General features: G+C 67.9%; 17 protein-coding genes. 13 read left to right on the forward strand and 4 right to left on the reverse strand.

The annotated features are described in order from the left end of the window. From LB823_RS23895 to LB823_RS01295, 3 genes are all read left to right on the forward strand, one after another. The coding region (locus LB823_RS23895) for a DNA/RNA non-specific endonuclease (RefSeq protein WP_304941258.1) at positions 1-865 on the forward strand (865 nt) is incomplete at its 5' end. Positions 866-873: 8 nt separating this feature from the next. Further along, positions 874-1,416 carry an SMI1/KNR4 family protein gene (locus tag LB823_RS01290; RefSeq protein ID WP_224644956.1) on the forward strand — a complete coding sequence of 181 codons (543 nt, stop codon included), beginning with the start codon at positions 874-876 and terminating at the stop codon, positions 1,414-1,416. A gap of 705 nt (positions 1,417-2,121) precedes the next feature. Further along, positions 2,122-2,550 (forward strand): hypothetical protein, encoded by a 429-nt coding sequence (locus LB823_RS01295; RefSeq protein ID WP_224644957.1) that lies wholly within the window; start codon positions 2,122-2,124, stop codon positions 2,548-2,550. A gap of 191 nt (positions 2,551-2,741) precedes the next feature. Here LB823_RS01295 and LB823_RS01300 read toward each other — a convergent pair whose 3' ends face one another. Continuing rightward, positions 2,742-3,434 carry a GntR family transcriptional regulator gene (locus tag LB823_RS01300; protein ID WP_224645184.1) on the reverse strand — a complete coding sequence of 231 codons (693 nt, stop codon included), beginning with the start codon at positions 3,432-3,434 and terminating at the stop codon, positions 2,742-2,744. 180 nt (positions 3,435-3,614) lie between these two features. Here LB823_RS01300 and LB823_RS01305 point away from each other — a divergent pair, with 180 nt between their 5' ends. Further along, a complete protein-coding gene (locus LB823_RS01305; protein ID WP_224644958.1) occupies positions 3,615-4,046 on the forward strand; it encodes a PaaI family thioesterase in 432 nt (143 codons plus the stop codon). A 6-nt stretch (positions 4,047-4,052) separates the two neighbouring features. Here LB823_RS01305 and LB823_RS01310 read toward each other — a convergent pair whose 3' ends face one another. Next, entirely contained in the window at positions 4,053-4,598 is a 546-nt protein-coding gene (locus LB823_RS01310; RefSeq protein ID WP_224644959.1) for an isochorismatase family cysteine hydrolase, read from the reverse strand. A 58-nt stretch (positions 4,599-4,656) separates the two neighbouring features. On the opposite strand from LB823_RS01310, the gene LB823_RS01315 reads away from it, so the two are divergent. Next, on the forward strand, positions 4,657-5,094 hold the full coding sequence (locus tag LB823_RS01315) for a VOC family protein (RefSeq protein WP_224644960.1): 438 nt from the start codon (positions 4,657-4,659) through the stop codon (positions 5,092-5,094). Between the two features lie 19 nt (positions 5,095-5,113). On the opposite strand, the gene LB823_RS01320 is transcribed toward LB823_RS01315, so the two are convergent. Both LB823_RS01320 and LB823_RS01325 read right to left on the reverse strand, forming a co-directional pair. After that, positions 5,114-5,455, reverse strand: a complete 342-nt coding sequence (locus LB823_RS01320) for a DUF1801 domain-containing protein (RefSeq protein WP_224644961.1) — start codon at positions 5,453-5,455, stop codon at positions 5,114-5,116. Positions 5,456-5,524: 69 nt separating this feature from the next. Beyond that, positions 5,525-6,934: a hypothetical protein gene (locus tag LB823_RS01325; RefSeq protein ID WP_224644962.1), complete on the reverse strand. Its 1,410-nt coding sequence runs from the start codon at positions 6,932-6,934 to the stop codon at positions 5,525-5,527. A 453-nt stretch (positions 6,935-7,387) separates the two neighbouring features. Here LB823_RS01325 and LB823_RS01330 point away from each other — a divergent pair, with 453 nt between their 5' ends. The 8 genes from LB823_RS01330 (at position 7,388) to LB823_RS01365 (ending at position 14,483) form a co-directional block, all read left to right on the forward strand. Further along, positions 7,388-8,089 carry a hypothetical protein gene (locus LB823_RS01330; protein ID WP_224644963.1) on the forward strand — a complete coding sequence of 234 codons (702 nt, stop codon included), beginning with the start codon at positions 7,388-7,390 and terminating at the stop codon, positions 8,087-8,089. An 18-nt stretch (positions 8,090-8,107) separates the two neighbouring features. Then, positions 8,108-8,530, forward strand: coding sequence for a TIGR02611 family protein (locus LB823_RS01335; protein WP_224644964.1), 423 nt, complete (start codon positions 8,108-8,110; stop codon positions 8,528-8,530). Further along, on the forward strand, positions 8,527-9,039 hold the full coding sequence (locus LB823_RS23955; protein ID WP_224644965.1) for a (2Fe-2S)-binding protein: 513 nt from the start codon (positions 8,527-8,529) through the stop codon (positions 9,037-9,039). Before LB823_RS01335 ends, LB823_RS23955 begins: the two co-directional genes overlap by 4 nt. Positions 9,040-9,189: 150 nt before the next feature. Next, positions 9,190-11,187 (forward strand): threonine--tRNA ligase, encoded by a 1,998-nt coding sequence (gene thrS, locus LB823_RS01345; RefSeq protein WP_224645185.1) that lies wholly within the window; start codon positions 9,190-9,192, stop codon positions 11,185-11,187. Between the two features lie 35 nt (positions 11,188-11,222). Beyond that, a complete protein-coding gene (locus LB823_RS01350) occupies positions 11,223-11,783 on the forward strand; it encodes an HIT domain-containing protein (protein ID WP_068525168.1) in 561 nt (186 codons plus the stop codon). A gap of 2 nt (positions 11,784-11,785) precedes the next feature. Then, on the forward strand, positions 11,786-12,445 hold the full coding sequence (gene pgsA / locus LB823_RS01355; protein ID WP_224644966.1) for a phosphatidylinositol phosphate synthase: 660 nt from the start codon (positions 11,786-11,788) through the stop codon (positions 12,443-12,445). Continuing rightward, the gene (locus LB823_RS01360; RefSeq protein WP_224645186.1) at positions 12,445-13,359 is read left to right on the forward strand and encodes a phosphatidylinositol mannoside acyltransferase; all 915 of its coding nucleotides are present in this window, start codon (positions 12,445-12,447) and stop codon (positions 13,357-13,359) included. The genes pgsA and LB823_RS01360 overlap by 1 nt, the downstream gene beginning before the upstream one ends. After that, entirely contained in the window at positions 13,359-14,483 is a 1,125-nt protein-coding gene (locus LB823_RS01365) for a glycosyltransferase family 4 protein (RefSeq protein WP_224644967.1), read from the forward strand. Before LB823_RS01360 ends, LB823_RS01365 begins: the two co-directional genes overlap by 1 nt. The last annotated feature ends 3 nt before the right edge of the window (positions 14,484-14,486 follow it).

Genomic DNA, 14,486 nt, shown 5'->3' on the forward strand with positions numbered 1-14,486 from the left:
CAAGGGCACACCAGTCCGACCCATCCCCGCACCCTCCACCAACCCCAATACCGTCCCCAACCCTGACCAACCCGGCGAGAGCATCCGAATCCCCGGACACAACAACCCCCTCGAAACCGGATCCACACCACCCAGCGAAACCACCAACCCCACCGAACCCCAGCCCAGCGAAACCTACAAACCCTTCACCACCACACCCGGCAAACCCGGCCTCGACATCACCGCCAGCACCGGAGACGGCGGGGACGGCACCCCAGGAGACAGTGGCGGCGGCAACGCAGACGTTGACGTCGCGGGAGACGGTGACGGAGAGGATGATCGGTCTGGCGCACCCGGACCTTTGAACGGCTACCCCCTGCCGAAAACTCTCGTCGGAGATCCGAAATACCCGAACGTTGTGAGTGACATCGTTGACGCACACGGAAACCGAACAGTCACCTGGGCCGACGGCGGGTACGTCACGTACAAGGCCCTCAACGGACGAGCTGCGACCGGCATCGAGGCGCTCGTAACCAAGGATATGGTGAAACAAGGGACCGCGGCGAAGCGTACGGTACTTCCCCCTGGTTGGGACCCAGCCAAAGCATGGACCAAGGGCGAACTGCAGCGAGGCCACGCACACGCGGCGCAACTTGGAGGTATGGGTGACGACGGACGTAACATATTCACGATCACCGAAACAGCGAACAAGAGGATGCGGCAGCACGAGGACGATGTCCGTGAGATAGTTGATTTTGAGATTCCAGTAAAGTATTCAGTTACCCCGATCTATGGCAATGGCGAGGACTCGGCGCCAACCAGCATCGAAGTTACAGCCCGCGGCGGTGGTCTTGACATCGATGACCCGATCGAGAACATCCCCTAGGAGAATCAATGGATATCACTCAACTGACACGGCTAGTCCCTCCCCCGATTGAGCCGGCTGAGATTGTCCGCTGGGACGAGGTCGAAGCTCGAATCGGAAAGCTCCCAGACGACTACAAGGAATTGATTAGCACCTACGGGCCCGGAACATTCTGGGGTGACCTGACAGTCAACGGACCTGAGTGGATTGAAGAGTCTGGGGCGCAGCATGATCTGGTGGAAATCCTCCATCGGATTGCAAATCGCGGACCTGAATCGGTAAATCTCTCAGGCGCTCCCGATGGACGTGCTGCCGTCGGCACGGAATCCGACCAGTATCTGGCCTGGGGTGGCGCGAGCGGTACTCAAACAGGGTTTTGGCGGGTGACCGACGCCGACCCGAACAAGTGGCCGGTGGTGTTCACGGAATTGTCTGCGATCGACTATGAACCCGCGGGGTTGGTGGCATACCTCGTGTCACTCTTCGGCGGCGCCTTCGATTCGGTTGCTCTACCCGAAGACTGGCTTGAAGACTCAAGAGATCTGGGTGCGCCGCCGTTCGAGCGGGGGTGAATGCAGCGAGATCGTGTCTGTCGACGACGGCTGAATACTGGGTAGCGGACTCATAAGTGCACTACGCACCCTCCCGAATGAGTTCGCAACCACTCAGATTATCCCTTGATGATGCAGGCCAAGTATCGACGCGAGCTCTTGCGAACTCTGGACGGTTTGCAAGAATAGTCTCAGGTGTGTCTCGTCGCGAGTACACACGGCTGAGCGCTAGTCCTACGACGGGCTTCACGCCCTGTATTCCGAGGGGCTTCCGGGCCGCTGAACGACTCTCCGGCCCCTCGGCGGCCCGCGCTGATGGCGATGAGGATCAGAGGGTCATTCCGTTCGTAGCTAACCTCAAAGCGAGCGTTAACGAGATGCACGTCGGACAGCCAATGCCACCTAGAGCGAACAAGAGCCAGCGCCCACAGTGCTGGCGTTACGAGGATAATGAGGTCGGTTCGGCATGAAGCGGTGTGGGTCGGTTCTTCGTGACGCGGTAGTAGCTGTTGCGGCTGTGTCGGTGCCTGTCTGGTGCCGGGGTGTGCCGAGGTAGGTCACGCTGCGGGGACGGAGGTGGTGTCGTCGTCTGCAGTTGCGGATCCGGGGTATCCGGATCCGCCGGTGTCCGCGTGCAGCGACACAAGTACCTGTCTGGACTTGGGGGCTGTGGACGTGGACGGTGATCGCCGTCCTGATCCGGTAGGTTGGGTCCGCGGAACTTCTATGCAGGAGTTGGTGATACGACTGGCGACCGGCCGGCAGATCCGCGTCGCCGCGGATTACAACCGCTCCTCCCCGCTCATCGCGGCGATGACGGCGTGGTTCATCGAACTCAACGGTAGGCCCGGCGCTGAGATCGTCGTCCCAGTCGACGCAAACGCGGGCCTGAAATGGTTCGATGTCTTCACCTGGAGTGGCGGCAACCTGTCAATACCTGACCATCGGGTTGCCGGGGAGAACGCCGCAAATATGCAGTTAGACCGCCTACTCGCCCTGGTCGGGTCGATGTGCCCGCGACCTGTACTGTACGTTTCGATCCCAGCTAGGACCACCGAGAAACCGCCTGGTGACAGGCGGTTTTTTCGTTTTCGGGCGGAGCGTGACCCGCTTGTGACCCCACCGACGAGAGTTGTGTGCCTAATCCCGTCGTGAAGTCGTGGTCGAATTCCTTGCCCGCACGGGGCGGTAGTGCCGGGTCGTCGCGCCGGTGATCACTCCGGACTGCACGTGTCCATCCGCGAACCCGGGCCGTGCGAGCTCCTTCTTCAACGTCGAGCTGCAGGGCGCCCGGATGGATGTGGACGGCTACGACGGCGACGAGCCCGGGCAGCCGTGGGGCCGGATCACTCGGGAGCTACTTCCGCCCAGAGCCCGGCCTTCTCGAGCATCGCGATCACGTGGTCGGCGCTGTCCACGAGGTGCGCCTCCATGACCTTGCGCGCGCTCTTGGCATCCCGTGCCTCTAAAGCGTCGAGTAGTTCAAGGTGTTGCGCACGAGCAGCCTCGACGTGCGCCTCGATGGAGGCGTAGAACTGGTTGGGCAGGTGATTGACCACCCCGGCGAGGACTCGTGCGAGCCGGTCGGAGTCCGCTGCCACGTTGATCTCCCGGTGGAAGGAGTGGCCCAGATCGGCCACCCGCTCAGTGTCACCGGCGGCCGCGGCTTCCATTGTCGCGGCGTTGATCTCCCTGAGTCTGTCCACGAGCTCGGGGGTCGCCTTCTTCGCGGTGCGGGCGGCGAGTTCTCCCGCCAGGCGGCTCTGTGCCCAGAACAGGTCCCGAACGTCCTGCCGGGTGAACTTCGCCACCTGGAAGCCTCGGCGCGGAACCAGGGTGACGAATCCCTCGCTGCGCAGTGTCAGCAACCCCTCGCGCACCGGCGTGATGGAGACCCCGACGGCCTCCGCGATCGGTTCCATCCGGAGGAAGTCGCCAGGGCGCATGATGCCGGACATTATCTGCTCGCGTACGTAGCTGGCCACCTCGTCGGGCAGCTGGCGCCGCTTAGGACGCCCACGCGTGGGGATGTTGTTCATCGGGGCCACACCCGCCTCCTACTGTCGCCATTGGCCGTGAAACTTTAAAGAGAATATATCGTGACCCCGGGCCATGGTGGCTGGAGCGGACGGGCTTCGGGGCGATATTGCTGCCGCACCGCCCCGGGATTGATCATTGCCGGGAGCAATGATGTCGTACCGTCGTGAGACGGTGACCGCATGACATTCGACCGACAGGGCATTCTCTGGGACGCGATCAACGGAAAGACCCCGCCGTCACCGGCGGCGGCGCTCATGGGGTGGACGTTCCGGGCGGTCGATCCGGACGAGGGGACATTGGAGATCGGGTTCGCGCTCGACGAGCGCTTCACCAACCCGGTGGGGTCGATCCAGGGAGGCTTCGTCGCCGCGATGCTCGACGACACCCTGGGGCCGGCCCTGGTCGCGACGCTGGAGCCGGATCAGTTCGCGCCGACGGTGTCCCTGACGGTGCAGTACCTGGCGCCGGCACTGCCCGGCACGTTCGTCGGCCACGGGCGGGTCGTGAAGAGGGGACGGGAGATCGCTTTCCTCGAAGGACATCTCGTCGACGCCAAGGGAACGACGGTGGCGACGGCCACCGCGACGAGCGTCATCCGCACCCTGCGGTGAACCGCACTACGAGGTGAAGCGGATCCGCTCGGCGGGGACGACGACGATCGAGCGGCCGGGGTAGTCGAGACGGGCGAAGGTCGCGTTGTAGTGCGCGATCACATCCGGTGCCTCTACCGGATCCATTCCACGGTCGATCGTCGTCGTGTGGCAGTCCGATACGAGGACAACGTCGAGGCCCCTGGACAGCGCGCTCCTCGTAGTCGAGTCGACGCACGCCTCTGTCGCGAACCCGGCGATCACGACGCACGTGATGTCCGCAGCCGCAAGAATCTCGGGCAGGCCCGTCCCGCCGAAGGCGTCCGGCGAATCCTTGGTGATGACCACCTCGCCGTCGGTGGGGGCGACTGCCGGGACGATGTCCGGGATGCGGTCGCCGAACCGCTGGCGCGTGAAGACGACGTGTGCACCGCCCGCGCGGGCCCTCGCGAGTACGGAAGCAAGGCGAGTGAGGACGCCGTCCGCGGCGTAGGCGATCCGAGGGAAAGCGCCCTGGACGTCGACGATGACGAGCGCAGTCCGCGACCCGCTGAGTCGGTGCTCGACATCCATCCTGGTGAGCTTGCCATGTCACCTGCGGTGGGCGCCGACGATCGATAGCCTCGGAACCATGGCCATCAAACTCGAGAACGTCGCGATCGCGGTGCGCGACTTGGAAGCGACGATCGCGTTCTTCACCGATCTGGGACTCACGGTGATCGGCAGGCAGACGGTCAGCGGAGAGTGGACGGACACCGCCGTAGGCCTCGACGGGAACCACGCCAAGATCGCGATGCTGCAGACCCCGGACGGCCAGGGGCGGATCGAGCTGTTCGAGTACATCCACCCCGACGCGATCGAGACGGAGCCGACGCTGCCCAACGAGATCGGCATGCACCGTGTCGCGTTCTCCGTCGACGATCTGGAAGAGGCCCTGGCGATCGCGGCCAAGCACGGCTGTCACCCGCTGCGCGGCGTCGGCGTCTACGAAGACATCTACAAGCTCACGTACGTCCGCGGACCGAGCGGCATCATTGTCATGCTCGCCGAGGAGATCCAGAAGTCGTAGCGGCGCACCGGCCCGCGGGTCAGGGTCGGTTCAGCGCCGCCGCGCGGGTGACGAGGTCGCGGAAGGCTGTCTCGTCGAGCACGTCGGACTCCGTGATGTCGATGGCTCGGCGGGTGCCGGCCGTGAGGCTCGCGTTGAACAGCCGGTCGGGATCGTCGATCGAGGCGCCCTTGGCGAAGGTCACCTTGACCTTGTCCTTGTAGGTCTCCGCCGTGCAGAGCAGGCCGCCGAGCGAGAACGTCGGCACGCCATCGGGATTGGACGGCTTGCGCCACTTCACTTCCTCGACGGCGTCCGGCTCGGCCTCCAGGATCAGGCCGCGGATCTGCTCGACGGTGCGCTCTCGCCAGTCGGTGCTCATGGTCGAAAGGTACGCCGACGGCGGCCGGGGCGTGAACGCCCCGGCCGCCGCGCGGTCGTCATGCCGGTATCAGTGCACGTCCACCGAGGGGGTGTCGGTGACGCTGACGCCGCTGGAGCTGGCGGTAGCCGAGCCGGTGTCGGCCTCGACGCCGTGGGTGCCCGCGGCCGTGGTCGTCTCGACACCGCCCGACGGGCCGGTCACCGAAGCCGACCCGGTGCTCGGGCTCACCGACGCGCTGCCGGTCTCGACGTGGCCGCTCGCGCTGCCGACCGGCGTGGTGACCTCGGCCTCGGCCTTCGGGCCGGTCACCGTGGTGTTGCCGTTGGGCGCAACGGTTGCCGACCCCGTCGAGACCGAGGCCTCGCCGCTGGCGACGGGGGTCGTGACCGAGCCGCTCGCGGCGGGGCCGGTCACCGAGACGCCGTTCGCGCCTGCGGAGGCGCTGCCCGTACTGGCCGTGACGGTGCCGCCGCCGACCGGCGTCGAGACGGTGCCGGTTCCCGACGGACCGGTCACCGAGACGCCGGCCGGGGTGATGCTGCCGCCGCCACCGTTGACGTTGAGCCCTGCCGTGACGACATTGCCGACGTTCACGCCGGCCGTCACGTCCGGAGCGTCGACGGTGAGGCCGCCGGTTCCGACGGTGATCGTGCCGGGCGTCACGCCGACGGTGCCGCCGCCGAGCGGCGTGGTGATCGCGCCCGAGAGGCTCGGGGTCACGAGAACGAGCTGGCCGTTCTGGAAACCGATGCTGCCGAGGTTCAGGACGAGGTTGCCGCCGCCCAGAGGGGTGGTCAGGCCGAGGTTGATCGCCGGGAGGCCCACGATGAACGTGTTGGCACCGTAGGTCACCTTCACCGGCACGATCGTCGCGCTCGCCGCACCGAGGCCCAGGGGCGCGGTGGCGTTGAGCCCGAGCGACGGGGTCCACGTGGTGAGACCGCCCGCGGTGATCGCGCTGAGCGAGGTGTTCAGGCCCAGCGAGCTGCCCAGCGGGCCGTTGATGTTGGTGATGTTGCCGCCGACGCTGCCGACTCCGAGCCCGGGGCCGAGACCGACGAGGCCGTAGGTGGTGCTGGACAGGCCTCCGAGGCCCAGCGGAGCACCGACGGTGAAGGTGTCCTGCTGGCCGAGGCCGACCCAACCGGCCGGCGCGCCCGGCACCTGAGCGGTCGAGACGATCGGGCCCGACGTGTTGCTCACCGGAATCAGGCCGCTGAGAACGGGGATCTGGTTCCAGGCGGCGACGCCCTGGTTGATCTGCGGCGCGACGATCGGGATCGTCACCAGCGGAATGCCGCCGGGGAGGAGGGGGGCGGCGCCGAGGATCGCGTCGACCTGCGGGATGCCGGTCGGTGCCGCGTTCGCAGTCGCCGGGGTGGCGACGGTCAGTGTTGCGGCGGCCGCGACGGCGGTGGCGGCAACGGCGCTGCGGCGCACCGTCTTCCGGGCGTGCTTGGGTGAGGTAGGGGACATGGGAGGACCTCCGGTTCATGAAGGTTCGGCACGCTCGATCGAGCGCGCCGGTCGGTAGGGATGTGGACCCAGCAGAAAATAGAGGCGTCTGCGCTCGGTGCGAGTGCCTGAAGCGGCGCCTGTGCATCTCCTGGGAGTTCTGAAGTTATCAGTATTTCCACGGTTTCCCAATAGCTTTCGAAGCTATTCGTTCAAAGCGATTCTGGCTACTACGCAGTAGCGAAATCCAATGAGTTCTAACAGAACCCGTTCCACTCCTTTGCGATCAAAGGCCGCTGCTCAATCGATGTATTCGTAACCGATTGGGGTCGCCGTGAATGACGAGCGCAAGCGCGATGAATGGCAATCTAGGCACGCTAAAGATCCGATCCGCACAAGTGGATGTGCGAGCTGTCCTCCACTGTTTCGCGACGTTCCGATCGACCCGTTATCGTGAACGTCATGTTCACTGCGATGCAACGACAGGATGTCGGCAACCGCCTCATCGCCGCCGCCGAGGCGACGGAGGGCGTTCATGCCGGGGCCGTGGTCGGCGCCGCGGCGGCAGGAGCACTCGACGCGTTCACCGGCATCGACCTGATGTTCGCCGCCGCAGCGGATGTCGCGATAGCCGACCTCCGCGAACGATGGACCGAGCTGATGTACCGCGACTTCGGCGCGATCCACCACACCGCGGATCCGGGCGGCACCGTCTATTTGCTTCCCGACCTTCTGACGGCGCGGATCGCGGTCGTGCCGGCTGCGCGGTTCGGCCCCCGGCCGGGCGAGCCCTTCCATCAGGTCTTCGGGCCCGCCGGGCCGCAGGCGACGGCACCGTCGGGCCACCCGGACCTGGTCGGACCCGCCTGGCTCGCCGCGCTGCGCACCCGCGCGGCGCTGCTCCGCGGCGACGGACCGGCAGCTGCGCTCGCCCTCGACGGCCTGCGCGACGCACTGATCGCGCTCGCGGGCGCCCGCACCGGCGCTCCGCCCGGATACCTCGAGCCCGCGGACCGTGATCGGATCCGCGTCACCGAGACCGGGTCTCGCGATACCGGCGCCGTGGCCAAGGCCTTCGGCGTCGCGGTGCAGATCCTCGACGCCGAGCTGCAGGCCGTCGCGCCCGCGATCGCGGACGCCGTCGCGCTCCCGCTGCTCGAGGAGGTCGCCGGCTGACGCCGGTACCGTGGAACCATGCATGACCAGCAGAAGGAGTTGCCGCGGAGCGGTCCGCGCGCGTGGCGCGCACGGATCAAGGCGTCCCGGCACGGCTCGCTCGCCTGGCGGATCTGCGTCGGCGTCGTCGGCGGCGTCGTGCTCATCGCGGGCATCATCGCGATCCCGTATCCGGGGCCGGGCTGGCTGATCGTCTTCGCCGGGCTCGGCATCCTCGCCACGGAATTCGAGTGGGCGCACCGGCTTCTGCGCTTCGCCCGCGAACGCTACGACCGCTTCGCCGCGTGGCTCTCTCGGCAGAACATCGTCGTCAAGGGCGCCTTCGGGGTCGGCACCTGCCTCATCGTGCTGGCCACCGTGTGGCTGCTGGGCGCGGCCGCGATGATCGGCGGCTGGTTCGGCATCCACTGGCCCTGGCTCGCCAGCCCGATCTTCGGGTGATCGCGGACCTCCGGCGTTCGGTCGCCGCCCCCGACGACCGCGTCGCCGGAGTCCTGTACTGGTACGCCCTGTCGGGAGCGCTCGCCCGCGTGGCCGTCGCCGGCCGGGACGCCGGGGCGGCGGTCGTCCGGTCCGGGGCCGGAGGCTGGCCCGAGGTGAGGGAGACGGCACCGTCGGACGACCCCGGCGGCGGTCTCGCGCGCGCCTGCCGCCGCCTGATCCCCGAGATCGCGCGCGAGTCGGGCGCCTCGCAGCGGTCCCTCTGGGCCATCGCGACCGACTCGATCGCCTCCGCATCGCTCGATACGGCGGATCCGAGGACCGTCGCCGACGGGCTGCTGCGCGCGTGCGGTCCCGAGGCCCCACCAGCGCGGTTCGAGGAGGTGCCCGGGCGCGGCACCGTCGTGCGACGGGGCTCGTGCTGCCTGCTCTACCTGTGCCCCGGCATGGCGAAGTGCCTCAGCTGCCCTCGGCAGACGCCGGACGAGCGGCGGACGAGGCTCGCCTGAGCGTCGCCTCCGGCGAGCGGCACGCGCGGTGACCGATAGGATCGGATCCACTGACAACCGCGTGCGGCCAGGTATGCCGCCCGCTACATGACTAGGAGCACTGTGAGCACCACCTTCGTCGTCCCGGCAGGAATCGCCGCCGGGGCAGCCATGCGCGATCTGGACCTGCCGAACAAGGGCCCCGAGGCCGTCGTCGTCGTCAAGACCACGGACGGCACCCTCAAGGACCTGAGCTGGATCCCCGAGACCGACACCGAGGTCGAAGCCGTCGCGGCGAACACGGAGGACGGACGCAGCGTGATCCGCCACTCGGCGGCGCACGTCCTCGCGCAGGCCGTGCAGGACGGTTTCCCCGGCACCAAACTGGGCATCGGCCCGCCGATCAAGGACGGCTTCTACTACGACTTCGACGTCGCCGAGCCCTTCACTCCCGAGGACCTCAAGAGCCTCGAGAAGAAGATGAAGCAGATCATCAAGGCGGGGCAGAAGTTCAGCCGCCGCGTCTACGCGAGCAAGGACGAGGCCCGCGCCGAGCTGGGAGGTGAGCCCTACAAGCTCGAGCTCATCGACGACAAGGGCGCGGCCGACGACAGCGAGGTCATGGAGGTCGGCGGCGCCGAGCTCACCGCCTACGACAACCTCAATCCCCGCACCGGCGAGCTGATCTGGGGCGACCTGTGCCGCGGCCCGCACGTGCCCACCACCAAGTACATTCCCGCGGTCAAGCTGACCCGCAGCTCCGCGGCGTACTGGCGCGGCGACCAGAACAACGCGGACCTGCAGCGCGTCTACGGCACCGCGTGGGAGTCGCCCGAGGCGATGGACGAGTACCTCGAGCTGCTCGCCGAGGCGGAGAAGCGCGACCACCGCAAGCTCGGCGCCGAGCTGGACCTGTTCAGCTTCCCGGACGAGCTGGGCTCCGGCCTGCCGGTCTTCCATCCCAAGGGCGGCATCATCCGCAAGGAGCTGGAGGAGTACTCGCGGCAGCGGCACATCGACGCCGGCTACGACTTCGTCAACACCCCGCACCTGACCAAGAGCACGCTCTACGAGGTCTCTGGCCACCTGGATTGGTACAAGGACGGGATGTTCCCGGCCATGCACCTCGACGCCGAGTACGACGACGAGGGCAACGTCACCAAGCCCGGCCAGGACTACTACGTCAAGCCGATGAACTGCCCGATGCACAACCTGATCTTCGATGCCCGCGGCCGCTCGTACCGCGAGCTTCCGCTGCGGCTCTTCGAGTTCGGCTCCGTGTACCGGTACGAGAAGTCCGGCGTGATCCACGGCCTGACCCGCGTGCGCGGCATGACGCAGGACGATGCCCACATCTACTGCACCAAGGAGCAGATGCACGAGGAGCTGACCACGACCCTCGAGTTCGTGCTCTCGCTGCTCAAGGACTACGGCCTCGACGACTTCTACCTCGAGCTGTCGACGAAGGACCCGCAGAAGTACGTCGGCTCCGACGACGTGTGGGAGGAGGCCACCCAGACGCTCCAGCAGGTCGCCGAGGCCTCGGGGCTCGATCTGGTGCCGGACCCGGGCGGCGCCGCCTTCTACGGCCCGAAGATCTCCGTCCAGGCGAAGGACGCCCTCGGCCGCACCTGGCAGATGTCCACCATCCAGCTGGACTTCAACCTGCCCGAGCGGTTCGAGCTCGAGTACACCGCGCCCGACGGCACCAAGCAGCGCCCCGTGATGATCCACCGCGCGCTGTTCGGTTCGATTGAGCGCTTCTTCGGCGTGCTCACCGAGCACTACGCCGGCGCCTTCCCCGCGTGGCTGGCGCCCCAGCAGGTGGTCGGCATCCCGGTCGCCGAGCAGTTCGGGGACCACCTCGAGACGGTGATCCGCGAACTCAAGAAGCACGGGATCCGCGCCGAGGTCGATCACAGCGACGACCGGATGCAGAAGAAGATCCGCAACCACACCACGCAGAAGGTGCCCTTCATGCTGCTCGCGGGCGAGACCGACCGCGACGCCGGCGCGGTCAGCTTCCGGTTCCGCGACGGCACCCAGGTCAACCAGGTGTCGGTCGACGACGCCGTGCAGCGGATCGTCCACTGGGTCCACTCGCGCCGCAACGAGTCCCCGACCGCCGAGCTGCTGGGCCCGGCGGAGGCCACCGTCGGCATCGCCTGACCGGGACCGCAGGGACGACAGGGGGAGAGGAATCGATGACGGACGCCACGGACGGCGACGCGCGCGGCGCGCACACCGACTTCGGGGTCGGCGACGGTGACGAGAGCATCGAGCGGCTCTGGACGCCGTACCGGATGCGCTACCTCGTCGATTCCCCTCCCGTCCCGGAGGGCAGCACGGCCTTCCTCGAGATCCCCAAGCTGGCCGACGAGGACGGGCTGATCGTGGCCCGGGGCGAGCACTGCTACGTGGTGCTCAACCTGTTCCCCTACAACCCGGGCCACTGCATGGTGGTGCCGTACCGGCAGGTCGCGGAGCTGGAGGACCTCACCGACGACGAGGCCTTCGAGCTGATCAAGCTCACCCAGAAGACCATCCGCGTGATCAAGCGGATCTCGCGGCCGGCGGCGTTCAACGTGGGCTTCAACCTGGGCCGGTCGGGCGGCGGTTCGATCGCCGAGCACCTGCACCAGCACATCGTGCCGCGGTGGCCCGGCGATGCGAACTACATCACGGTGCTCTCGGGCACTAAGGTGATGCCGCAGCTCCTCGGACAGACCCGGGCGCTGATGGCGAAGGCCTGGGAGGAGGTCTAGCAGTGTCGTCGATCTTCAGTCGTGAGGCGGTCTCCAAGGTCACCCACCCGATCGCGAAAGTGCTGATCCGGACCGGGTTGACGCCGGACGCCGTGACGCTCTTCGGCACCGCCTGCTCCGTGACCGCGGCCCTGTGGCTCTTCCCGACGGACCATCTGTTCGTCGGCACGTTGATCATCTGGTTCTTCGTGATGTTCGACATGCTCGACGGTGCCATGGCCAGGGTGCGGGGCGGCGGCACCCGGTTCGGGGCCTGGCTCGACGCCACCTGCGACCGCGTGGCCGACGGTGCCATCTTCGCCGGCCTGGCCTGGTGGGCCGTGTTCACCGAGGACAACCGCTACAACCTGCTGATCGCCACCCTGATCTGCCTGGTCACCTCGCAGGTGATCAGCTACGCCAAGGCGCGGGCCGAGGCCTCGGGCCTCAAGGGTGACGGTGGCTGGATCGAGCGCCCGGAGCGCCTCATCATCGTGCTCGTGGGCGCCGGTTTCACCGGCCTGGGGCTCTGGTGGGCGATCCACGTCGCGATGTGGCTGCTCGCCGTGACCAGCATCGTCACCGTCCTCCAGCGGGCCCTGACCGTGCGCCGCTCGCCCGGCGCCACCGACCTGCTGCCGCTGCCGCAGGCGGCAGCGCAGCACGAGGAGGACCAGGCGTGATCGATCCGCGCGAGGAGGCCGCCGACCTCGCCTACCGCACCGGCTGGGCCGTGGCCAAACGGATGCCGGAGTTCGCCGCCAAGTTCCTCATCGACGACGTGGGCGGGCGGATCGGCGCGCGCGGCGACAACACCCAGCTGCGCAAGAACCTCGCGCGTGTGCTCGGCACCACCCCGGACGCGGTGCCGCAGAGCCTGATCGAGGAGTCCTCGCGGTCCTACGCGCGGTACTGGCGGGAGTCCTTCCGGTTGCCTTCGATGGACCTGGTCGAGCTCGGCGCGCGGCTCGACGAGTACGTCGACACGCCCAGCCTGCACGACGCGATGGCCGCCGGTACCGGCGCGGTGCTGGCCCTGCCGCACAGCGGGAACTGGGACATGGCGGGAGTGTGGCTGGCGCAGAAGTACGGCCGGTTCGCCACCGTCGCCGAGCGGCTCAAGCCGGAATCGCTGTTCCGGCGGTTCGTGGAGTACCGCGAGTCCCTCGGCTTCGAGATCTTCCCCCTGTCCGGCGGCGAGCAGCCGCCCATGCCCGCGCTCGCGCAGCGGCTGCGCGAGGGCCGCCCGATCTGCCTGCTGGCCGAGCGCGACCTCACGCGGCACGGCGTCCCCGTCACGTTCTTCGGCGAGCGCACCCGGATGCCCGCGGGCCCCGCGAAGCTCGCGATCGACACCGGCGCGCCGCTGTTGCCGGTGCACTGCTGGTTCGAGGGCGACGCCTGGGGTTTCCGGTCCGAGGCTCCGATCGACGTCTCCGGCGGCATCGAGGATGCGACGCAGCAGCTCGCGCACGCCTTCGAGCGCAACATCGCCGAGCATCCCGCGGACTGGCACATGCTGCAGCCCCTGTGGGAGTCCGACTGGTCGCAGGCGCGGCGCGACCGGATCCTCGGCGAGGGTCCCGAGGTGCGCTGATGCGGATCGGGATGATCTGCCCGTACTCCTTCGACGTCGCGGGCGGGGTGCAGGCGCACGTCGTGGACCTGGCCCGGGTGCTCATCGAGCGCGGCCACGAGGTCTCGGTGCTCACCCCGTCCTCGAAGGAGACGGTGCTACCCGACTTCGCCGTCTCCTCGGGCAAGGCCGTCGCGATCCCGTACAACGGCTCCGTCTCCCGGCTCTCCTTCGGGCCCAAGGCCTTCGGTCGGCTGCGGAAGTGGATCCGCAAGGGTGGGTTCGAGGTGCTCCACGTGCACGAGCCGAACGCGCCGAGCCTCGGCATGCTCGCGCTGGCGATCGCCGACGGTCCCATCGTCGCCACCTTCCACACGTCGACCGAGAAGTCGCTGGTGCTCTCGGTCTTCCAGAGCGTGCTGCGCCCGTCGCACGAGAAGATCCGCGGCAAGATCGCGGTCTCCGAGCTGGCCCGTCGCTGGCAGATGGAATCGCTCGGATCCGACGCCATCGAGATCCCCAACGGCGTCGACGTGCGCGCCTTCGCCGACGGCGATCCGCTGCCCGGCTACCCGCGACCGGGTAAGACGGTGCTCTTCCTCGGCAGGTACGACGAGTCGCGCAAGGGCATGGCCGTCTTCCTCGAGGCGCTGCCCGCGATCGTCGCGGCCCAGCCCGACGTCGAGGTACTCGTCATCGGCCGGGGCGACTCGGAGAAGCTCCTGCGCGACGCCGGCCCGTACGCGAAGCACCTGCGGCTCATGGGCGCCGTCACCGACGAGGAGAAGGCCGCCGCGCTGCGTTCCGCCGACGTCTACGTCGCGCCCAACCTCGGGGGCGAGAGCTTCGGCATCGTCCTCGTCGAGGCGATGGCCGCCGGCACCGCCGTCGTCGCGAGCGACCTCAACGCCTTCGAGCGCGTCCTCGACGGGGGCGAGGCCGGCCGCCTGTTCCCGGTCGGCGACGGTGCCGCCCTCGGCCGCGCGATCGTCGAGCTGCTCGACGACGACTTCCGCCGCGCCGAGCTGGTCACCCACGCCTCCGAGGTGGTGTGGCGCTACGACTGGTCCGTCGTCGCCGAGCAGGTCATCCGCGTGTACGAGACCGTCGCCGTACCCGGCGTGGTCGTGTCGATCGACGACTGAAGG

The organism is Tsukamurella sp. M9C (genome assembly GCF_020169415.1).
Classification (GTDB): domain Bacteria; phylum Actinomycetota; class Actinomycetes; order Mycobacteriales; family Mycobacteriaceae; genus Tsukamurella.

Coding starts and splice junctions, on each gene's coding strand:
- LB823_RS01290 (WP_224644956.1), top strand. CDS start 874: ATGGATATCACTCAACTGACACGGCTAGTCCCTCCCCCGATTGAGCCG.
- LB823_RS01295 (WP_224644957.1), top strand. CDS start 2,122: ATGCAGGAGTTGGTGATACGACTGGCGACCGGCCGGCAGATCCGCGTC.
- LB823_RS01300 (WP_224645184.1), bottom strand. CDS start 3,434: ATGAACAACATCCCCACGCGTGGGCGTCCTAAGCGGCGCCAGCTGCCC.
- LB823_RS01305 (WP_224644958.1), top strand. CDS start 3,615: ATGACATTCGACCGACAGGGCATTCTCTGGGACGCGATCAACGGAAAG.
- LB823_RS01310 (WP_224644959.1), bottom strand. CDS start 4,598: ATGGATGTCGAGCACCGACTCAGCGGGTCGCGGACTGCGCTCGTCATC.
- LB823_RS01315 (WP_224644960.1), top strand. CDS start 4,657: ATGGCCATCAAACTCGAGAACGTCGCGATCGCGGTGCGCGACTTGGAA.
- LB823_RS01320 (WP_224644961.1), bottom strand. CDS start 5,455: ATGAGCACCGACTGGCGAGAGCGCACCGTCGAGCAGATCCGCGGCCTG.
- LB823_RS01325 (WP_224644962.1), bottom strand. CDS start 6,934: ATGTCCCCTACCTCACCCAAGCACGCCCGGAAGACGGTGCGCCGCAGC.
- LB823_RS01330 (WP_224644963.1), top strand. CDS start 7,388: ATGCAACGACAGGATGTCGGCAACCGCCTCATCGCCGCCGCCGAGGCG.
- LB823_RS01335 (WP_224644964.1), top strand. CDS start 8,108: ATGCATGACCAGCAGAAGGAGTTGCCGCGGAGCGGTCCGCGCGCGTGG.
- thrS (WP_224645185.1), top strand. CDS start 9,190: ATGCGCGATCTGGACCTGCCGAACAAGGGCCCCGAGGCCGTCGTCGTC.
- LB823_RS01350 (WP_068525168.1), top strand. CDS start 11,223: ATGACGGACGCCACGGACGGCGACGCGCGCGGCGCGCACACCGACTTC.
- LB823_RS01365 (WP_224644967.1), top strand. CDS start 13,359: ATGCGGATCGGGATGATCTGCCCGTACTCCTTCGACGTCGCGGGCGGG.